Source organism: Flavobacterium sp. KS-LB2 (genome assembly GCF_036895565.1).
Classification (GTDB): Bacteria; Bacteroidota; Bacteroidia; order Flavobacteriales; family Flavobacteriaceae; genus Flavobacterium.
Genome location: NZ_CP145904.1, coordinates 2,026,447 through 2,047,951, shown reverse-complemented (window position 1 = coordinate 2,047,951; position 21,505 = coordinate 2,026,447). Strand labels below are relative to the sequence as shown.

The following is a 21,505-nucleotide window of genomic DNA, read 5'->3' as shown; positions in this document are numbered from 1 at the left end:
ATGAGTAAATTAACATTTATAGATTTATTCGCAGGTTGTGGTGGTTTTAGTGAAGGTTTTTATAAAGAAGATTTTAAATCTTTAGTTCATGTTGATTTTGATGAAGCAGCTTGTCTTACAATAAAAGAAAGAATGAAATATTATAATTATTCTCCTGACGAAATTGAGAATAGTGTAATATGTGGAGATTTAACAAAAGAAGAAATTAATGTACAGATAGAAAATGTAATTAAAAATTCAAAAGTTGATGTTTTAGTAGGTGGCCCTCCATGCCAAAGTTTTTCAACAGTTGGTAGAGCACAAGACCCAAACTCAATGAAAGATGATCCGAGAAATTATTTGTTTCAAAATTACATGAACATATTGGAAAAAAATATGCCAAAGGTTTTTGTTTTTGAAAATGTTTCAGGATTACTTTCTGCAAAGCCTAATGGTAAATTTATTTTTCCTGAAATAATTAAAGCAATGTCAAAGCATTATGATGTTTGCGATGAAAAAGAAACTATTCTTCTTAATTCTGTTCATTACGGTGTTCCTCAAGTTAGGAAAAGAGTAATTATTGTTGGTGTTAGAAAAGATTTGAATTTTAAGGCAAAAGATATTTATAAAAGCATCTTGAAAACACATTACAGTCCAGATATGGAAGTTAAAGCTGATACAATCGGATTGTCAAAATACATTACAGTAAAAGATGCCATATCAGATTTACCTAAATTACTTCCTGGAGAAGGACAGAATGAATTGGATTTTAAACCCTCTAAATTAAATTCCTATTTAAAAAAAATACGTGATTCAGAATTTGATAAATTGTACAATCACGAAGCTAGAAAACACAATCAGAATGATAGAGAAAGATATCATTTACTCAGTAAGAATGAGTGGCAATTGAAACATTTAGCAGAAGTTCGACCTGAATTAGTTCACCACGATCCTAAACATTTTGGTAATAGATATACTGTTCAGAAAAATAATTTACCAGGAACAACAGTGGTTGCTCATCTTTATAAAGATGGTAATTTATTTATTCATCCAGACCATACGCAAGAACGAACTTTTACAGTTCGTGAAGCAGCCAGAATTCAATCTTTTCCAGATGATTTTGTGTTTATGGGGTCTAGAACAAATCAATTTAAACAAGTAGGTAATGCTGTTCCTCCGTTAATGGCTCAACAAATAGCAAAAGCAATTAAAAAGTTTTTGTAGGTAATATGTTATAATTCAAGAATGAAGAAAGATACAATTAATTTCATAGATTTATTTTGTGGTGCAGGTGGTTTTGCAAAAGGTTTTGAAATGACAGGAAAATTTAAATGCATAGGAGGTATAGATAATAAACCATCAGCAATTGAGACACATAAGCATAATTTTAAAAATTCAGTTTCAATTTGTGAAGATATTCGTAAAGTTCCACCAGAAGATTTTGAAAAATTTTTAAATGGGCAAAAAGTTGATTTAATAATTGGAGGTCCTCCTTGTCCTACATTCAGTACGATTGGACATGCTAAAATTCAATCCGTTTATAAATCACATGACGACAAGGATATAACTAATGATCCAAGAAATGATTTGTTTTTAGATTTTTTTGGATATGTCGATTATTTCCGACCAAAAATGTTTGTTATGGAAAATGTGCCCCAATTTTTAACTAAATATAAAGGAGCTACTTTTAATGCTGTAAAAGAAATAATAAAAAGAGATTTACCAGAATATGATTTAGTTAGTGAAGTAAAAGTTCTAAATAGTGTTAATTATGGAGTTCCTCAAAATAGAAGAAGAATGATTCTTGTGGGATATTTGAAAGGAATGTACTTTAAATACCCAGATATAACTCATTGGTATAAGGATGGTAAATTTAATATCAATCCTAATGAAACTGTTATTGATATTGAAAAGTTAGAAAAACATGTTACAGTTAAAAGTGCTATTTCGGATTTACCTAAAATAACAGACAATTGGCGAGTTTCTGAAGTGGAATACAGCAAAAGCAAGGGTTTAGATCAATATCAAAAAATGATGCGTGCAGGCACGAAAAAAACTGTAAAAAATAATATTTGTAGATTAACAAATGAAAGAGCGAAAATTGTTTTTTCACATATGCATCAAGGGTGCATTTATATGGACTTACCACCTGATATTAGAAAAATATTACCTTTTAGAGAAGATATATTTAAAGATAGATTAAAAAGGCTAGTAGAAGCAAATCCATCTTGGACTGTTCTTGCTCACATAGGAATGGATGGTTATATGTATATACACCCAACAGAAGACAGAACATTATCTGTTAGGGAGGCCGCTAGAATTCAATCTTTCCCAGATGATTTTGAGTTTATTGGAAATCAACAAGAAACTTATATGCAAGTTGGTAATGCAGTGCCTGCAATAATGGCTATGAAAATAGCAGAATCAGTATATGAGTCTTTTGACAAACTTGAATTATAACTAAATTATTATGATATACATAAGAAACATTTTTACTCAAGATTTGAGAGATGGAAAACAGATTGCTTTCCCAACAGAACCATCAAATATATTATTCAAATTTAGTTTTAGCAATAAAGACGTTGATAGGTCAATAAGTTTTAAATTCAAGGAAAAAGACAATAATTCGCCTTTTCATACTCTCAACGGAGAAATAATCAAAACAAGACTTTATTCAGCTGGAAGTGAGGCACGTATTGATGGTGAACTTAAAAGCTTCTTAAAAGATAAATTAAATGCAGTAGTTGATGATGTAATTGTATTTAGACCAATTAATTTAGCATCATATGAATTTGAATTAATACCAAAAGGATCGGTGTTTTATAATGGCTATAAAGCTCTTTTAAATGGGAAAAATCATGAGGTTGTTATTGACCAAGTGCCAATTGAGAATGTAGAATTGATTAAGTCAAATAAAATTCGAGAATTCCTTTTTGATGTTTTTAAATTTCTTTACAAAGAATTTGGAGATGAATTCTTAATTGAGAAATCAGCAATTGCAAAAAGAAAATTAGCTGAAACAAAATACGAAGCATACCTCTTCCCTGAATACTTTAAAACGCATCCAATATTAGGTTCATTTGATGAAGCTCAATCAGAAGAGAGTTTAAAAACATCAAATACATTAAGGTATTTCCCAGAAAACATTAAAATACTTGACCAAAAATATATTTATTTTACAACTCAATGGGGGTTTCCTGAGTACGAAAATAGTCCGTTTTTTATTTCGTTTAATCAATTTACTATTGACTATTCTAATAAAAAGTATAAAATTGAATATGATGAGAATTCACAATATTACAAATTAGTTTTAAATCAAACTGAAAAGGAAATACCTCAAATAGACTTCAATTTAAATTCATTTCAGGATAAGGCAATTGAATCAGGCCTGATTTTTTCCTCTCAACTAGTCAATCGCTTTATAGCTTCACTTTGTGCTAAACCATTTGTTATTTGTAGTGGTCTATCCGGTTCAGGTAAAACAAAAATAGCACAATGCTTTGTGGAATGGATTAGTGAGAACGATTCACAATATAAAATAGTCCCGGTTGGAGCCGATTGGACAAATCGTGAACCGCTATTGGGTTATCCAAATGGTTTAAATCCAATGGAATATATTACTCCTGACAGTGGCGTACTACATTTGTTATTGGAAGCTTCAAAAAACCAAAATCAAAGAAAACCTTATTTTATCATTTTGGACGAAATGAATTTAAGTCATGTAGAACGTTATTTTGCTGACTTTTTAAGTATAATGGAATCTAAAGATACCGTAAAATTATATACAGGAAGTAATCGTTTATGTACAGATGGATTAGATATTACACAACAAATAGGTTGGCCAAAAAATGTATTTATTATCGGTACCGTTAACATTGATGAAACTACATACATGTTTAGTCCAAAAGTATTAGATAGAGCTAACGTAATTGAATTTAGAATAACTGAATTAGAAATTGCTGCCTTTTTAAATAACCCAGGCATTCCTGATTTATCAAAACTATCAAAACAAGGAGCAAACATGGCAGAGAATTTCTTAGCTATAGCAGCGATATCAAATACAGATAAAAATGAGGAACTAACAAATAAGTTAAGTCTATTTTTCTCTGAACTTAAAAAAGTGGGAGCTGAATTTGGTTACCGTACAGCAAGTGAAATAATGCAACTTGTAGCAAAATTAAAAACACTAGAACCTACAATCCAAAACAATGTATGTATAGATATAGCAATTATGCAAAAGCTATTGCCAAAACTGCATGGTTCTAGAAGTAAATTGGTAAAAGTGTTAATCGCTTTAGCAGCTCTTTGTATCGAGGATAATCAAAAAGAAGGATTTATTAAAAATTTTGAAAATCATCTCAAAAATGACTTTGATGGCATAGAGGTAAAATTTGATATTTCATTTGAAAAACTAATTAGAATGTATAAAAATGTACTAGCTAATGGTTTTACAAGTTATGCAGAAGCTTAGTATTTCATGGAAGTAAAAGAATTACATATTCCTATTCCTTATGATGTTTTTAATAAAAACGTTACGCTATTTGTATATCCTGAAAATTCATCAAAATTATATCTATTAGCAGAGGAAGAAGCAAAAGAAAATGGGGAAAGTCAGCATCAAATATTAGAAGGGAATAGCTATGATTATACTATTTCAGATAAAGATTTTAGATTAAATTGTTCGTATAATGGTATTATAACAAAACGAACAAGTGAACTTTCAGCGGGCAGGATTGTGCCAAATATCTATGTTGGAACACTTTCGTTATTAATTGCAGATAGTACACAACCTGATAAAGAATTTAAAATAACATTAGAAGTATTAGCAACAAAGTTTGATACCAAACTCGATAAAAGTTACCGTGAAAACTACCGTTTTATGTTGAAAGACATAACCGATAAATGTACCGAACTTTTAATGCAAATCAATTCTCCGGTAGAACAAAATTTTGAAACAGACTTTTCAAGAGATAACGAAACCATTTACCAACGATTCAGTTTTATAAATGCCATCATTCAAAACAAAGATTTTGAGGAAGCTATTCAAAAAATAATGGCAAATCCCAAGACGAATTGGAATGTTGAACAAGAGGTTACAGATGTTAGGAAGATAAAACGCTTTACTAATGCAGCTACAAAACAGTTATTATCAGGTTCGAATAGAATTCCTTTAGAAACAACACATCCGTTATATACTTTAGGCATACATTCTGTTCCATTAAAAATAAATAGTTTCAGAAAAATTGAACATATAGACACTCCTGAAAACCGTTTTATAAAACATGCTTTAGAGGTTTTTTTACGTTTTTCTGAAGATTGTCAACAATATTTTAAAGCAAAGAACTATACTCGGCCAGCAATTGAAGCTACTAGTTTAGTAACTCAATTAGACAGCTATTTAAGTATGTCATTTTTTCAAGATATTTCAAGACCTACGTCACTAAAATTAAACAGTCCGGTATTGCAAAGAAAAAGTGGATATCGTGAAATTTTAAGTGCTTGGTTACAATATGATCTAGCTGCAAAACTAGTTTGGAAAGGTGGCGATGATGTATATAAGGCAGGTAAAAGAGATATTGCTACGTTATATGAATATTGGCTATTTTTCACATTGCACGATTTGTTTAAAGAAAAGTTTAAGTTAAATAATGTAGAACACGAAGAAAAAGCATACGACCATTTGCTTGAACCAACAAAAGATGGTTTAAATGTAATGGTAAAACAAGGTATACATACGGCATTATATGGAGATTTTGACGCTGGAAGTAGAAAATTAAAAGTTAAATTTTCATACAATCGTTCGTTTAAAGGGGGAACAAAATATTCACAAGAAGTTGCGGGTAGTTACACAACAACACTTCGACCAGATTATACACTTTCAGTTTGGCCAGCACTTTTAAGAGAAAAGGATGCAGAAAGAGATGAATTAATTGTGCATATTCATTTTGATGCTAAGTACAAAGTAATTCAATTTGATTACAACACTAAAATTGATTCTGATATATTAGAGGAGGAAGAAAATAATGAGCGTAAAGGAAATTTTAAAAATGCTGATTTATTAAAAATGCATGCCTATAAAGATGCTATCAGAAGAACTGGAGGTGCTTATGTGTTATATCCTGGTACAGTAAAAAAAGAAATAAGAGGTTTTCACGAAATAATACCAGGTTTAGGAGCTTTTGCAATCAATCCAACAGAATTCAACAATGGAATAAATGAATTGTCAAATTTTATTGATTTAGTAATTAATCATCTGGTGGATAGAGCTTCACAACGGGAGAACATTTCAAATAAAGCACATTTAATCTATAAAGAACCTAAAGAAGATAACAACTATCTCCATGAACCATTACCAGAATATCTTAATGGTAAGAAACTGATTCCAAGCGATACTTTCGTATTAGTAGGATATTCAATAACTCCACAAAGATTCAAATGGTATGAAGAAAATGGAAAATACATTTTCCGCATGGATGAAGAAAAAGGTTCTTTAGAATTAAACAATGAAGTCGTAAATGCTAAGTATCTGTTGTTAAGAAGAAATGGTGAAGAATTTGCTTCCGATTTGTATGAGATCAAAAGTAAAGGTCCAAAAGTATTTTCTAATGTTCATTTAGATTCTTTAAATTATCCTTTATCTAGCAATCCAAAAGAGTATTATCTATCAATCGAAATTGAAAAAGTAATAACGCCTGAATTCAAAGATGTTAGCTTTAATTTTAAAGAATTGGATAGATATATTGAAATTCAAAAAACAGAAAAAAATATTTATTCAAAAGTGGGTTTACCTTTTACAGTAACACTTACTGAGTTAATGAATAAAAAAAATAAAAATTTATAGAATAGTGCTCTAATCTATTCTACTACAAAAAAAGATTATAAAAAATAATTTTATCGATTGAATATTTTGTTATTGTGCAATATTTATTCGACATAAGTTAATATATTTGCGTAAAACACAAATAAATTAGGTATTGTGGAAATCAACAGAATCAAAGTTGCTCTTGCTGAAACCAGAAAAAAAAATAAGTGGTTAGCAGAAAAAATAGGTAAAGATGAATCAACTATTTCGCAATGGTGTACTAATGCTCGTCAACCTTCTCTAGAAAATTTACTAAAAATTGCAGATGTTCTTAAATTAGATATTAGAGATTTACTTTATCCAACTAATAAATCAGATAGTTAACATGAGTGAAAAGAAAACATACATTGATCTTTTTGCGGGTTGTGGTGGCCTTTCACTAGGTCTATATAATACTGGTTTATGGAAAGGTTTATTTGCAATTGAAAAAAGCCCTGATGCTTTTGAAACATTTAATCATAATTTAATTGAAAACAGAAAACATTTCAATTGGCCAGATTGGTTGCCTAAAAATAATCACGACATAAATGAAATTATAAAAAATTATCCTAATGAGCTACTAGCTTTGAGAGGGAAAATTGATATGGTTGTTGGTGGACCACCTTGCCAAGGATTTTCAACAGCAGGCAAAAGAATTGAAAACGATTCTAGAAATAAGTTAATAAAATCATATATAAATTTTATCCGCTTAGTACAGCCAAAGGTTATATTTTTTGAAAATGTAAAGGGCTTTACTCAAAAATTTGACAAAAATAAAATTCAAGGTAAAGTGTATTCTGAGTATGTAAAAAGTGCACTACAATACACTCCAGCTGATGGTAAATATTTAGGATATAAAGTTGAAGGAAGATTAATTGATTTTTCAGAATTTGGTGTGCCTCAAAAAAGAACACGTTTTATATTAGTTGGAATTAGAAAAGATATTGCAAACAAAACTAATCCAATTGCATTTTTTGATTCTATCAGAAATGAAAGAGAAAAATTCCTAATCAATAAGGGTATTGGTTTAACAAATAGCTTAGAAGATGCAATTTCTGATTTATTAAGAATTAATGAAACAATGTCGCCAGATACAAGTTCATTTATGGCTGGTTTATACAATAAACCACAATCAAATTATCAAAAATTATTAAAAGGAGATTATTCAGAAACGATACCAGACAGTCATAGGTTTGCTAAACATAGTGCTTTAACAGTTGAGAAATTTGAATATATACTTGAAAACGCAGCTAAAAATAAAACTTTGTCAGATGATATTAAAGAAAGATTCAATCTTAAAAAAAGAACTATTATACCATTATCCGGAAGTACTCCAACTCCAACAATAACAACTTTGCCAGACGATTACATCCATTATTGTGAGCCAAGAATATTTACAGTACGTGAATATGCTCGTATTCAATCGTTTAACGATTGGTATGAATTTAAAGGCAAATACACTACAGGTGGTATGAGAAGAACACAAGAAGTACCTCGATATTCACAAATCGGAAATGCCATTCCACCACTATTTGGGGAACAAGCAGGACTTGTACTAAATACTATAATTTAATGGAGAATCCTAAAGAATTACATTTTAAAACCAATGTTCAACTCAAGAGTATCATTGGTAAAGACCTTATCAATGATGACAATATTGCTATTCTAGAACTAGTAAAAAATTCTTTTGATGCCGATGCAAAAACAGTTAATGTAAAGTACATAAACTTAAAGAATAATGATGACCAAATAGTGTCTTCTTTTTCAGAGAAAACATCTAGATTAATTATTCAAGATGATGGATTAGGGATGGATTTAGGAGATATTCAAGATAAGTGGTTGAATATAGCCTTTTCAGAAAAAAAGTCTAATAAAACTCAACATAACCGAAGAATGGCTGGTGCCAAGGGTGTTGGGCGATTTTCTTGCGACCGTCTTGGTGAATATCTAAATTTATATGCTAAAACAAAAAAAAATGAGCAATATATTAAACTTACAATAGATTGGAAATTATTTGAAATAGAGGATGATAAAAAAGAAATACAATCTATTCCACTAAAATTTGAATATTTATCAAAAAATGAAATTATAAATAGTGGTTTAGAAGCTTTTGAAAATGGTGTACTATTAGAAATAATTAAACTTAGAAGTTCTTGGGCTTATCCAATAAGGGATAAAAATGAAAATATAATAAAATGGGATACTGAAAAATTTGTTGATCTTAAAAAATATTTAGAAAAACTTATAAATCCAAATCAGGCATTTCAAAATGATGATTTTGGAATATACCTAGATACTCCTGAGTTTAAAATAGAAAATGATTTAAGAAATGGATATGAAAAATTTATAGGTAAAATTGAAAATAGAATTTTCGAAGAACTTGATTTTAAATCTACAAGTATAGAATCAGAAACACGAGAAAATGGTACAATAATTTATACTGAATTAAAAGATAAAGGAGATACTATTTTTTGGTTAAAAGAAAAAAATCCATTTTATCCATTCATCAAAGATGCTAAATTAAAGATTTACTATCTTAATCCTTATGCAAAGGCATTTTTCACAAGGCAAACTGGAATTCAATCTGTGAATTATGGTTCTGTATTCTTATTCATAAATGGTTTTAGAATACCTCCTTATGGTGATGGCGGTGATGATTGGCTAGCTTTAGACCAAAGGAAAGCTCAGGGTCATAGTAGATATTTAGGATCTAGAGATTTAATTGGTCACCTTGAATTAAACGATGAAAATAATGATTTTCAAATTATCTCTAGTAGAGAAGGAATTGTTAAAAATGAAAATTATTTAAAATTAACCTCAAAAGATAGAAATGAAAGTTTTTATTTTAAAAGCCATCGAAGATTAGAGAAATATGTTGTTGATGGACTTAATTGGGATAGTGCTATTTATGACGGGCAAAACAAAGAAGAAGCAAAGCTTCTTAAAGAATTAGAGCAAAAAATTGTAGAAGGAAATATTAAAGAATCTGAATTAATTTACAGAGAAGAGCTCAATGTTAAGCAAAGAAGAGTATATAATGCAATTCATTCAATAATCTCAGCAAAGATTGATGATGTTATTGAGTTATATATAAATGAAAATTTAATAACTCAGAAGATAGAAGAGGAGAGAGAAAAGTCCGAAAAAGAGTTTCAACAATTAATAGACGACTTCGAGAACAAAAAAATTGACTCCGAAATATTAAATAGAATTCTTCTACGAAAAGCTGAACAAAATGCTGAATTAGAAAAACAACTTAAGGAGTTTTCTAAATATTCAACAAATGAGGCAACAACAAAAGCAATATTAGAATTACAGAATTATAAAAAAACAGTTGAAGAGCAAACCCTTTTAATTAAAAAACTACAATACGAATTAGACAATTTAAAAAATCAAAAGCAAAGTGCTGAAAATACTGCAAAAGAATTTAAAGAGAAAGCGGTTAAAGCAGAAATTGATTTGTCGATTGAAAGAGAAAAGAATTTGTATCTTCTTGCTACTAGGAGAACATTAAGTCCTGATGCCGATGGATTAATACATACAATAAAAATTAATAACATTGAAATAAGAGATGGTATTGAAAATATTATAGATGATTTAACTGAAGATGATTATGATATATCTGATTTAATTAAAAAATTAGGTTTTTTAAAAATTAGCGCGGAAAGATCTTTAAAAATGGCAGAATTTGTAACAAGATCTGACTTGAAGGAAGATATTGAAAAAAAAGATGTTGATATTGTTAAATATATCAAGGAATATATTACTCTATATGGCGAAACATTTTCTGACAAAATATCTTTCAATTATCTTGTAAATAACTCCCATCTAAATAAAAATATTAGTGTTCTAAATTTATCGATAGTACTCGATAACTTAATAAGTAATTCCATCAAATGGGATGCTAAAAATATTCTGATTGAGTTTAACAACATTAATGATAAACAACTAGAATTGATTTTTTCAGATGATGGTGATGGTTTATCAAATAAATTTTTAAATAACCAAAATCGAATTTTTGAACTTTCTGTTAGAGATACCCCAACTACTGGAATGGGAGGTTCTGGAATTGGATTATTTTATACTAAAAATCTTTTAAATGATATGAATTGTGATATTGAATTTTTAGGTAATAATTTAAAATTAGCTGGGGCATCTTTCAAACTTATTTTTAATACAATATGAGTGTAACTAGACTACTATATATCGATGATAATAAAATTGATTCACAAATTGAAAATCTTCGAAAGAAACTAAAGGGAGTCGGTTTTGATCTTGATGAAACTTTTTTAAATTTAAATGACGAAAAGTTTAAAAAGCGAGATGAAAACCAAAAAGTAGTATTGGATATAAATAAAATCAAAGATTTCATCATTGAAAACTACTCTCAAGAAAATTTTGATATTGTCGCTTCGGACTATGATTACTCTGATGATAAATTAGACGGTTATCAACTACTTTCATGGATTAAAAACCAAAGTAACTCACAAAAATATAGGTTACGTTTTGCTCAGTTCTGTTTATATTCTGCTGAACAAGATAAGCTAGTAGTTGAACTTAATTCTCCAGATAAAATTAAGAAGTTAGTTAAATTGAAAATAGATGATTTTATTGATCGCAACAATTTAGCAAATGAACTTTTTTCACTTTTTATTAAACCAAAAGAGAAATATAACTATTCAAAGCATTTAATTGGTTATTTAGAAAAATATCCTGATTTAGTTTTTAATAATGTTTATCCTAAATTTAAAGGAAAACAATTATCAGACATTGCACATGAAATAGATAAAGATTTACCAAATGGGATAGATTTTCAAAGAAATTTGGTAGAACTTACTATAGCTCATTTAATTGAATTAAATAAATTCAAAGATTAATGGTCACAATTATAATTTCAATTGATCCGTCAACTAAATTTCTATTTGAAATTGTAGAAATTTTGAAATCTAACTCAATTAAGTTTAATTTGATTGAAGTTCATCCTTATACTGAATCATATACTAATTGTCTAAATTTTATTGCAGAATTGCCAGAAAATAGCACAATATTATTCTTTGGACATGGACAAGATAATCAAATATATGGCGGTGAATTACTTGGCAATTTTACAAAACAAGCATTAGTAAAGAAAAATGAAATGGGAATTTTTAAAACTCAAAATTTATTCTTGCTTGCTTGTGATTCTGCTAGCTTAATAAAAAGTTCTTTTCGCATTGCTAAAACAAATAAAGCAATAGGATTTGGTCCATTGCCAACAGAGATAGAAGAAATTGAAAATGATAAAAAACTTGCAAATGAAGGAATTACATTAGATACAATAGAACTCTTCAAAAATGCAATTAATGAAACTATTACTTTAGGCTTATTAGAATACTTTAAGGACGAATCTCAAGGTTTTATTTTCTTAAAAGATTATATAAACTTACTTTTGAATAAAAGAATTAACAAGGCAATAATTGAAGAGGATAATAGGAACTTAGCCGATTTATTATTTAATATGAAAAATGATATGGTTCTTTACTAAATACTATAATTTTTAGTATTTATATTTCTGTTACCGCTCCTTGACAATACTTTATAAAAATCAATTGTATCGTTTTTAGAAGAAGCACAAACGCTTAGCAACTCGTGCTAGTAATTTTTTGTCCCAAGCTATGTTAAATAATTGAAAATGAAAATTTAAAACATAATCATTATCTCATTCATCTGCACAAAATCCTCGTTTAGTCCAAGTATTCCTAAACTCACATATTTGTTTGCCTCATTTCGCTAATTTCGTTTTTCAAGTAACATATATTATCTTTAATTGTAATTTTTAAAGAGTTATTTTATATGGAAACAATTGAACTATCAAGAAAGCAATTGTATGATTTGGTTTGGTCTACACCAATTTCAAAATTGATACAGCAGTATGCGATTTCAAATGAAGGGTTAAAAAAAATCTGTAAAAAATTTGAAATTCCTATGCCGCAAAATGGTTTTTGGCTAAAACTCAAATACAATAAAAAAGTTAAAATAGAGAAACTAAGTCCTATTTTTGGAGGTATTGATAAAATTGTTATGACATTACGAGTAGAAGGAAACACTATCAATGTTGACCAAACTCCATTAACAATAAGAGCCAAAGAAATTGAAAATGATCCCAATTCACCTATAACAGTTCCGGAAACTATAACAAAGCCAGATATACTAACTATTCAAACAAAGGATTATTGGAAAGGTAAAATAAAATTCAATTCTTATCGTGAGGATAATAGAATTGTCTATCCTGTAAGAGTTGGAAATGATTGTAAAAAACGAGCATTACTTTTTATGGATGCTTTTACAAAATTATTGCGGTATAGAGGTCATACTTGGAGTAAAGAATATGGTAGTGAAGGGGTTTTAATTGATACTGTTTTCATTGAAATTGACTTAAGAGAAGCGTCAAGAAGAGTTCCTGCAAAAGCTCCGTATAGTGGAACAGAATTAGAACCAATTGGTGAGTTTATTTTTAAAATGGGCAAATATTCGCGTGTAAGAGAATGGCGTGATGGCAAAACCAAAGTTGAAGAAATGCTACCAAAAATATTGGCTAAACTTGAAATATATTCAGCTGAAGAAAAAATCCAGAAAGAAAGAAATCGTATTTGGCACTTAAACTATGAAGCAGAATTAAAAAAGAAGGAAGAAATAAAACAACGAAGAAATGAAGAGGTCGAGAAATTCAATAATCTCTTAAAATTATCGGAACAATACAATAAATCGCTTATAATTAGGAAATACATTGATGCAAAAAAAGAGAAAGCACAAAACGAAAATACTCTAGACCAAGAAACACAAGAATGGATAAATTGGGCAAATGACAAAGCAGATTGGTTAGATCCATTAATCAACAAACCTGATGATATACTAGACAATTAACTAAATGATTTAAGGTAGACATTTTAGTATACAATTGCCACTCCTTGCCAACGCTCCAAAAAAAATTACTGTCACAGTTTTTGAAACAAAAAAACACTTACGCTTCGCAACTTGCACCACTAATTTTTTTCCCCAAGCTGTGTTAAATAATTGAAAATGAAAATTTAAAATATAATCATTATCTCGTTGATTTGCATAAAATTCTCGTTTAGTCCACGTATTTTTATACTCAAATATTTGTTTGCTTTATTTCACTAATTTCATTGCCAATATTTGGAATGTATTTTTTCGTTCGGTGGTAAAAAAATCTTTTTAAATTTTATTTGCCACTCGTATAACAACGCTGTAAAAAGACTAGCACCATTAGTAAAGAACAATAGGCTTAGATGCTAATGCTAATCTTTTTTCAACTCGTTTGCAAGGGTAATTTGGTTGATGATCACCTTTCATTTTATCTTAATTGAATTCAAGTTTCAAATGAATTATTTGAAAAATAAATCAAACATTTAAAATTCAGGTGAATTTTCTAAAATATTTTTTCGATAAACTTCTTTTACCACTTTTGCATACTTTTCCGTCATCAATTTTGAAGTATGACCATATAATTCTCTTAAGCTGTCTAATTCTAAGCCAGCTAGTATCTTCATATTTGCTCCATGATGTTTAAGAGCATACATATTCATTTGTATCCCTAAACCTTTCTTTACAATTTTTTCCCAACGCTTAGTCGCAGTATCTCTATTTATGTGAGTAGGGCCGGGGATGAAGTCTTTATGTTTGCCAATGTTACCTTTGCCAGGTTCTCTAAAGCTTCCAAATAAATAATAATCTTTTGGTAAAAGTTCAAAATTCATTTTTTTGTAATATACCATTAAGAATTGATTGATCGGTACAATTCGTTTTCTTTTAGTTTTTGTGATTTCAGCAGGAAGAATGATTTCTGATTTTTTCAAATTAACCATTTCCAACTTGATTTTTAAAATTTCTTCGGGTCTTATTCCAGTATGAAAAATAGTTATTAAAAAAGAATAAAATTCAAGATGTTTTGTCTCAAGTTCTGTTTTAATTATTTCAATTTCTTGAATAGAGGCAGGGTTATTAGCATTACTTTCAGAGACCTCTAAATTATTAATTTTATGTGCTGGATTACTTTCTATAATATCCCATTGAATTAACTCGCTTAGAATTGCCTTTAAATGATTTAGATGCTTATTGAAGGCATTATTAGTCCAATTACGCTCTTCCTTTGCTTTTTCCATGATTAACTTGATATGAGCTCGTTTGGTTTCTACAATAGGTAGTTTGTTTAAGCCGACGAGTGCAGTCGATACTTTAATGAAGTTAATTGTGCCTTGGTAGCCCGAAATTGTCTTTTTTCCAATATTAGGAGTTTTCTTTTCTAAAGCAAAATCAAGTGCTTCAATAAAGGTTAGATTGCTTTGTTGTTGAATTGGATCAGGTATTTGTGGATTCCAACCCTCTCTTAGTTTTTGATACAAAGCATCTCGAAGCAAATTAGCTTCGATCTCTCTTTTTTTGTAGTTGTCAATGTAATTGATACCGTATTTATAACGGAAAAGTACCTTATTGTATCTGAAATAGACAAACCAAGGTTTTGATAGGTCATCATATTTGACAACCTTAGGAATCGTGTAAATTGATTTCATTTTAATTTGTTTTAAAATTAAAATGCTTGCGGGGACATTAAATCAATCTAAAGAACATTTCTGTTCACTTTTTGTTCACTTTTAAATAAAAAAAAACGGGAAGACCTTATTTTACTAATCTTCCCGAATTCTGCGGAGAAAGAGGGATTCGAACCCCCGGACCTGTTACAGTCAACAGTTTTCAAGACTGCCGCATTCGACCGCTCTGCCATTTCTCCAGTATGTCGCTTTCATTATCTGATTGCGAGTGCAAATATAAGAACCTTTTTTGGTTATGCAAATCTATTTTTAGAAAAAAAGCATCTATTTTTTAGACTCATTTTTAAAGGTTTCATTTTCTATGCTTTAGATTCAATTTATTTTCAAAAAAAATGAAAAATAAATTTAATACTTGACATATTCTGTTATTTCTAGTCCATATCCAATCATTCCGACACGTTTTGTACCTTCAGTATTAGACACTAATCTTATTTTTGAAATGTCAATATCGTGTAATATTTGTGCTCCGATACCAAAATCTTTACTATCTATAATTATTTTTGGTGCTTTCATTACGCCTTCGCTTTGCAATAACTTGAGTTCAGCGATGCGATTCAATAAATTTACCGATTGCATGTCCTGATTGATAAAAATAACAGCTCCTTTTCCAGCCTCATTTATTACGCGGAACATATCATCCAGTTGTTGGTCCGCATTGTTAGTCAATGTACCTAATAAATCGTTATTTACTTGTGAGGAATTAATTCTTGTCAGAATGGATTCCCCTAAATTCCAAGTTCCTTTTGTTAAAGCAATATGTATTTGTTTGTTGGTCGTTTGTTGGTAGGCTCTTAGTCTAAAAGTTCCAAAACGAGTCTCTATATCAAAATCTTCTTTTTTAACAATCAAACTATCGTGTTGCATTCTATATGCCACTAAAGCTTCGATGGAAACTAATTTTAAGTCGAATTTTTTAGCCACTTCCACCAATTGTGGTAATCGCGCCATAGAACCATCTTCGTTCATGATTTCTACAATTACACCTGCGGATTTAAATCCAGCTAATCTTGCAAAATCAATTGCAGCCTCGGTATGGCCTGTTCTTCTTAGTACGCCACCTTGTTTAGCAATAAGGGGAAAAATATGGCCTGGGCGTGCTAAATCATGTGGTTTAGTTTTTGCATCAACTAAAGATAAGATAGTCTTAGCCCTGTCCGCTGCTGAAATTCCTGTTGTTACTCCGTTGCCTCTTAAATCTACTGAAACCGTAAAAGCAGTTTCCATAGGATCAGTATTATTGCTTACCATGACATGCAATCCCAATTCTTTGCATCGGCTTTCTGTAAGTGGCGCGCAAATCAATCCTCTACCATGTGTAGCCATGAAATTGATCATTTCAGGTGTCACTTTTTCGGCTGCAGCCAAAAAATCTCCTTCATTCTCGCGATCTTCATCGTCAACAACTATGATTATTTTTCCTTGGCGAATGTCTTCAATCGCTTCTTCAATGGTATTGAGTTGTATGTTATTTGTAAGCATTTGTGTTGTTAGTTTTGTGATGGAAATAATTTTTTAATTACTTTTTGGAATGGTGCTAAAATGACGTCCATGTTTATCAATCCAATGTCGTTTGTAGCTCTATATGTTAATAAAATGGCTAATGGAGTCAGTATAAATGAAGACAGCCAAGATCCCATAAAAGGTGTCATTCCGTTTTCTTGTGCAATTCTTTTTCCAAAAGTATTAATAAAGTGAAATGTAATAAATATCAAAACGGCGAAAACAATTGGAAGACCCAAGCCACCTTTTCTAATTATCGCTCCTAATGGTGCACCAATAAAAAACATTAAAAAACAAGCAAATACAATTACAAATTTATCGTAAAATGCCAATAAATGTTTATTGATGTTTTTCTGTTTGTTATCTAATTCGGCCTTAGTGGTATCGATGGAGTAGGTAGTACTAGTAAGATTGCTAATTGCAATTTTTAAAATATCTGATTTTTCCTTTAGCGTGTATAATGACAGAATATCCTTAGGAAGTGGCTTTCTTTTTTTTGTGGCTTTTTCTAGCTTTTTATTTAAAGGAATACCCATTCTCATATTACTATTTTCAGAAAATGAAATAATGTCATTTTTCATGTTCTTGTTTAATGAATCTAAGGTGTATTTTAACTCACTAACATTTAGCATCGTATTTGTATTGGCAACACTTTCATCAGTTACATCCGTTTTATTCAATTCAGATAAATCGATGTTGATGATTTGCTTTTTAAAGGAACTTTTGGCAAAAGGCATTTTACTGCGATCTTCGTACTTTTTGGGAACAATATCTTCATAGTAATAGCCGTCGTTGAGCACTAGTTGTAAAATACTAGATTCCTCACTACTAATTAGCTCTCCATCCTTTGCTTTAATCACGGTTTTGCTCCCGTCACCAATCTTTGTTTTTTTATGAATGGTAACTCCAGTAAGGATATTTCCTTGTTCACCAGATTTTTTATTCACCTTAATGTTGTAAAAACCCACATCATTAAACTGACCTTCGGCTATAGCCAATGCCGGTTTTACTTGTGCAATGTTTTTTCTAAAATTGATGAATTTGTACTCTGCATACGGAATTACATTGTTCGAAAAGAAAAAGGCTACAATACTTAATAAAATAATAAAAATAGTCAAACTTCTCATGGCTCTTTGCAACGAAATCCCAGAAGATTTCATTGCTGCAAATTCATAATTCTCTGCTAAATTACCAAAAGTCATAATAGAGGCCAATAGTATTGAAAGTGGCAATACTAATGGTACAATTCGAGGCATAGAAAATGCTAAAAATTTAACAATCATCAGTAGATCTAAATCTTTACCAGCCAATTCTGATATGAATAACCAGACTGTTTGAAGTATAAAAATGAAAAATAGGATTACAAATACCGTAGTAAATGTAGTCAAGAATGTTTTTAATAAGTATTTGTCAAGAATTTTCACCTAATAAATTAATCTAATTTGTTGATGTAGTAATTTGGATATTTACTTTCCGCAAATGTAAATTGATTTTTTGACAAAGGTTGGTTGGTTTTGAAAGAATTAACCGTTAAAGTTGTTTTTGTACCTTTTTTGCCTACTTCTATTAAGTTATAGATGTGTTTTGTTTGGATATCAATTCCCAATAAAACTTCTTTTCTTTGGTCTTTAGCATTGGTAGGCACTAATTTTATATATTGTATTTTACGGCCTCTTACGTTTTGTAAAATATCCATATTGTATTTATAACCCGTATTGAAAAAAGTCAGCATTTTTGAAGGAGTAATGGCATTATCGTCTTTTTCGTTGACTTTAGAAATTGTAATTTCCTCATCCTCCGGAACGATTGTGTATGTTTTTTTGCCATCAAAAATTTTAGTCACTCCCATGAAATTCAAAACATATTGATTTCCTTTCATGGTTACATTTCCTTTACTGTCTTGATTAATATTTTCTTTGGCATTGTTCAAGGAATACTTGAAATCGATTACGATTGTATTGTAGCTTTTGACTTTAGCGGTAACTTGATCTAAAAGTTCTTTTGCTTTTTTGTCTTGTGCTTGTATGGAGAAACTTAAAAATAATAATGTTGCGATTAAAAGAAATTTTCTCCCCATACTTTCGATATTATTTTTTTTAGATTCTTGAATTTTTGATTTCATGGTATTAATTGTTTTGTTCATTGTTGAAAAATTGATCAAGAGAACTCATGTCCAGAATGTTTACGCTACGTGCTTTACTTCCTTCAAAAGGGCCAACAATTCCTGCAGCTTCGAGTTGATCAATCAATCGGCCTGCTCTGTTGTAGCCTAATTTTAGTTTTCTTTGTAGCAATGAAGCGGAGCCTTGTTGTGCATTCACAATGATTTCGGCTGCTTCTCTAAACAAAGTATCTCTATCGGAGATATCCATATCAAGATTAATGCCACTTTCCTCCCCAACGAACTCAGGAAGTAAATAAGCAGTTGCATACGCTTTTTGGGAACCAATAAAATCTGTAATTTTTTCTACTTCAGGAGTATCGATAAAGGCACATTGTACGCGCACTACATCATTTCCGTTTGTGTACAGCATATCACCTCGTCCTATCAGTTGATCTGCACCTTGAGTATCTAGAATCGTTCTAGAATCAATTTTTGAGGTTACTCTAAATGCAATTCTCGCTGGGAAATTGGCTTTTATTAAACCTGTAATTACATTTACCGATGGTCTTTGAGTCGCTATGATTAAGTGAATTCCAATGGCTCGAGCCAATTGTGCTAAACGCGCAATGGGAACTTCTACTTCTTTACCAGCAGTCATAATCAAATCGGCAAACTCATCCACTACAAGAACAATGTAAGGTAAAAACCGGTGTCCGTTCTCAGGATTTAATTTTCGAGCTTTAAATTTATCGTTGTATTCTTTGATGTTACGCACCATCGCATCTTTCAATAAAGAATAACGGTTGTCCATTTCCACACAAAGCGAATTCAAAGTATTCACCACTTTTGCATTGTCCGTAATAATAGCGTCATCCATATCAGGAAGTTTCGCTAAATAATGTCTTTCTATTTTATTAAAAAGTGTGAGTTCTACTTTTTTAGGATCGACCAAAACAAACTTAACTTCAGCAGGATGTTTTTTGTACAAAAGCGAAGTCAGAACAGCATTCAAACCAACAGATTTTCCTTGTCCGGTAGCTCCCGCCATCAATAAGTGAGGCATTTTGGCTAAATCCACGACAAATGTTTCGTTCGAAATTGTTTTTCCAAGAGCGATTGGTAATTCCATTTCGGCTTCCTGAAATTTGGCTGAGCCAATAACACTTTTCATCGAAACCATCGTTGGGTTTTTGTTAGGAACCTCGATTCCTATCGTTCCTTTTCCAGGAATAGGGGCGATGATACGAATTCCTAATGCCGAAAGTGATAACGCAATATCATCTTCTAAACTTTTGATTTTAGAAATACGAATTCCCGCTTCTGGCACAATTTCATATAACGTAACCGATGGTCCAACAGTTGCTTTTATTTGTGCAATTTCTATTTTGTAATTGCGAAGCGTATCTACAATTCGGTTTTTGTTTTCTTCTAATTCTTCCTGATTTATCGTAATTCCACCAGTTGAATATTCTTTTAATAAATCAATTGTTGGGAATTTATAATTGGACAAATCCAAAGTTGGATCAAATAATCCAAAATCAGCAACCAATCGAGACGCTAGATTTTCCTCTATAATATCTTCTTCCGGAGCCGATTCTATTACAAAAGATTCGTCAGCATTCGAAATAACTTCTGGAATTGCAACTGGTGTAACTTGCATAGCAAGTGGTTTTGCAACGGGATCTCTGTTGATATCCGATGAATTACTGATAGTTGGTTTCAAGGCCTCCTTGTTGATTTCGAATTGAGAACCATTTGTTTTTAAATGAATGTCGTCTAATTCGTCTTCTACAACAGCAAATTCTTCTAAATTATAACCACTTTTGTCATTATTTATTGGGTTTGTGATTGGACTTACTGCTATTTCTTTTTTGGTAGTATCAAAAAAGGATTGAATACTTTCAGGAGAAAGCTTGATTTTGAAAATGATATAAATGATTAATCCAAAGAGCAAAATTAGCAATGTTCCTGTTTTTCCAATGTAATCTTGCAAGAATAAATTCATTTCATATCCTATAGTTCCTCCTAATTCAGGTACTGAAGTAGCAAAAAAACCAAATAAAACAGCTAAGACAATAATCACGAATAAATCCCAAAACCAAATATTTTTTAGTTTGGCCAAAGCAATACCAAGAATCATATAGAGTCCAGTAAGGAAAAATAAACGTACAAATATAAAGGCAGCTATTCCAAAACCTTTGTAGATGAGTAAGTCAGCTAAAAAAGCGCCAAATTTACCGAGCCAATTATGAACTATTTCAGCTCTGTTTGATAATTCTTCAACAGCACTTTGATCTTGTTGCCCATAAATGAAAAAGGAAATAAATGCAAACAATAGCGCAATAGAAAATAATACCAAAAGAGATCCAAAAACAATTTTATGTTGTTTGGTTAGTTTTAATGGATTATTTCCCAAATCTTTAGTATCTTTTTTTGTATCTAAAGGAGTTGTTTTTTTTATTTTTGCCATTC

At 30.4% G+C, this 21,505-nt stretch carries 15 protein-coding genes and 1 tRNA gene; 10 read left to right on the top strand and 6 right to left on the bottom strand.

What is annotated here, in order from left to right; genetic code table 11:
- The 10 genes from V5J73_RS08685 to V5J73_RS08640 all read left to right on the top strand — a co-directional run bounded on the left by V5J73_RS08685 (position 1) and on the right by V5J73_RS08640 (position 13,723).
- Positions 1–1,203, top strand: coding sequence for a DNA cytosine methyltransferase (locus tag V5J73_RS08685; protein WP_338645045.1), 1,203 nt, complete (start codon positions 1–3; stop codon positions 1,201–1,203).
- Positions 1,204–1,224: 21 nt separating this feature from the next.
- Positions 1,225–2,439 carry a DNA cytosine methyltransferase gene (locus V5J73_RS08680; protein WP_338645043.1) on the top strand — a complete coding sequence of 405 codons (1,215 nt, stop codon included), beginning with the start codon at positions 1,225–1,227 and terminating at the stop codon, positions 2,437–2,439.
- Between the two features lie 10 nt (positions 2,440–2,449).
- Positions 2,450–4,450: an McrB family protein gene (locus tag V5J73_RS08675; RefSeq protein ID WP_338645041.1), complete on the top strand. Its 2,001-nt coding sequence runs from the start codon at positions 2,450–2,452 to the stop codon at positions 4,448–4,450.
- Positions 4,451–4,456: 6 nt separating this feature from the next.
- Positions 4,457–6,820 carry a DUF2357 domain-containing protein gene (locus tag V5J73_RS08670; RefSeq protein ID WP_338645039.1) on the top strand — a complete coding sequence of 788 codons (2,364 nt, stop codon included), beginning with the start codon at positions 4,457–4,459 and terminating at the stop codon, positions 6,818–6,820.
- Between the two features lie 135 nt (positions 6,821–6,955).
- Entirely contained in the window at positions 6,956–7,165 is a 210-nt protein-coding gene (locus tag V5J73_RS08665; RefSeq protein WP_338645037.1) for a helix-turn-helix transcriptional regulator, read from the top strand.
- Between the two features lies 1 nt (position 7,166).
- The gene (locus V5J73_RS08660) at positions 7,167–8,393 is read left to right on the top strand and encodes a DNA cytosine methyltransferase (protein ID WP_338645035.1); all 1,227 of its coding nucleotides are present in this window, start codon (positions 7,167–7,169) and stop codon (positions 8,391–8,393) included.
- Entirely contained in the window at positions 8,393–11,005 is a 2,613-nt protein-coding gene (locus V5J73_RS08655; protein WP_338645033.1) for a sensor histidine kinase, read from the top strand. The genes V5J73_RS08660 and V5J73_RS08655 overlap by 1 nt, the downstream gene beginning before the upstream one ends.
- The gene (locus tag V5J73_RS08650; RefSeq protein WP_338645031.1) at positions 11,002–11,697 is read left to right on the top strand and encodes a hypothetical protein; all 696 of its coding nucleotides are present in this window, start codon (positions 11,002–11,004) and stop codon (positions 11,695–11,697) included. The genes V5J73_RS08655 and V5J73_RS08650 overlap by 4 nt, the downstream gene beginning before the upstream one ends.
- A complete protein-coding gene (locus tag V5J73_RS08645) occupies positions 11,697–12,344 on the top strand; it encodes a hypothetical protein (RefSeq protein ID WP_338645029.1) in 648 nt (215 codons plus the stop codon). The genes V5J73_RS08650 and V5J73_RS08645 overlap by 1 nt, the downstream gene beginning before the upstream one ends.
- A 308-nt stretch (positions 12,345–12,652) precedes the next feature.
- Positions 12,653–13,723 (top strand): hypothetical protein, encoded by a 1,071-nt coding sequence (locus V5J73_RS08640; RefSeq protein ID WP_338645027.1) that lies wholly within the window; start codon positions 12,653–12,655, stop codon positions 13,721–13,723.
- 506 nt (positions 13,724–14,229) lie between these two features.
- On the opposite strand, the gene V5J73_RS08635 is transcribed toward V5J73_RS08640, so the two are convergent.
- The 6 genes from V5J73_RS08635 to V5J73_RS08610 form a co-directional block, all read right to left on the bottom strand.
- Entirely contained in the window at positions 14,230–15,390 is a 1,161-nt protein-coding gene (locus tag V5J73_RS08635) for a tyrosine-type recombinase/integrase (protein ID WP_338645025.1), read from the bottom strand.
- 133 nt (positions 15,391–15,523) lie between these two features.
- Positions 15,524–15,608 (bottom strand) — tRNA-Ser (locus tag V5J73_RS08630).
- A 166-nt stretch (positions 15,609–15,774) separates the two neighbouring features.
- Positions 15,775–16,908 (bottom strand): 3,4-dihydroxy-2-butanone-4-phosphate synthase, encoded by a 1,134-nt coding sequence (gene ribB / locus V5J73_RS08625; protein WP_338645024.1) that lies wholly within the window; start codon positions 16,906–16,908, stop codon positions 15,775–15,777.
- A gap of 8 nt (positions 16,909–16,916) precedes the next feature.
- Positions 16,917–18,353: an LptF/LptG family permease gene (locus V5J73_RS08620; protein ID WP_338645022.1), complete on the bottom strand. Its 1,437-nt coding sequence runs from the start codon at positions 18,351–18,353 to the stop codon at positions 16,917–16,919.
- Between the two features lie 8 nt (positions 18,354–18,361).
- Entirely contained in the window at positions 18,362–19,051 is a 690-nt protein-coding gene (locus tag V5J73_RS08615; RefSeq protein ID WP_338645020.1) for a LolA family protein, read from the bottom strand.
- A 4-nt stretch (positions 19,052–19,055) separates the two neighbouring features.
- Positions 19,056–21,503 carry a DNA translocase FtsK gene (locus tag V5J73_RS08610; RefSeq protein ID WP_338645018.1) on the bottom strand — a complete coding sequence of 816 codons (2,448 nt, stop codon included), beginning with the start codon at positions 21,501–21,503 and terminating at the stop codon, positions 19,056–19,058.
- Positions 21,504–21,505: the final 2 nt, after the last annotated feature.

Bases quoted from the DNA above. Each gene is read 5' to 3' on its own strand.
- V5J73_RS08685 (WP_338645045.1), top strand. From the start codon at position 1: ATGAGTAAATTAACATTTATAGATTTATTCGCAGGTTGTGGTGGTTTT.
- V5J73_RS08680 (WP_338645043.1), top strand. From the start codon at position 1,225: ATGAAGAAAGATACAATTAATTTCATAGATTTATTTTGTGGTGCAGGT.
- V5J73_RS08675 (WP_338645041.1), top strand. From the start codon at position 2,450: ATGATATACATAAGAAACATTTTTACTCAAGATTTGAGAGATGGAAAA.
- V5J73_RS08670 (WP_338645039.1), top strand. From the start codon at position 4,457: ATGGAAGTAAAAGAATTACATATTCCTATTCCTTATGATGTTTTTAAT.
- V5J73_RS08660 (WP_338645035.1), top strand. From the start codon at position 7,167: ATGAGTGAAAAGAAAACATACATTGATCTTTTTGCGGGTTGTGGTGGC.
- V5J73_RS08655 (WP_338645033.1), top strand. From the start codon at position 8,393: ATGGAGAATCCTAAAGAATTACATTTTAAAACCAATGTTCAACTCAAG.
- V5J73_RS08650 (WP_338645031.1), top strand. From the start codon at position 11,002: ATGAGTGTAACTAGACTACTATATATCGATGATAATAAAATTGATTCA.
- V5J73_RS08645 (WP_338645029.1), top strand. From the start codon at position 11,697: ATGGTCACAATTATAATTTCAATTGATCCGTCAACTAAATTTCTATTT.
- V5J73_RS08640 (WP_338645027.1), top strand. From the start codon at position 12,653: ATGGAAACAATTGAACTATCAAGAAAGCAATTGTATGATTTGGTTTGG.
- V5J73_RS08635 (WP_338645025.1), bottom strand. From the start codon at position 15,390: ATGAAATCAATTTACACGATTCCTAAGGTTGTCAAATATGATGACCTA.
- ribB (WP_338645024.1), bottom strand. From the start codon at position 16,908: ATGCTTACAAATAACATACAACTCAATACCATTGAAGAAGCGATTGAA.
- V5J73_RS08615 (WP_338645020.1), bottom strand. From the start codon at position 19,051: ATGAAATCAAAAATTCAAGAATCTAAAAAAAATAATATCGAAAGTATG.
- V5J73_RS08610 (WP_338645018.1), bottom strand. From the start codon at position 21,503: ATGGCAAAAATAAAAAAAACAACTCCTTTAGATACAAAAAAAGATACT.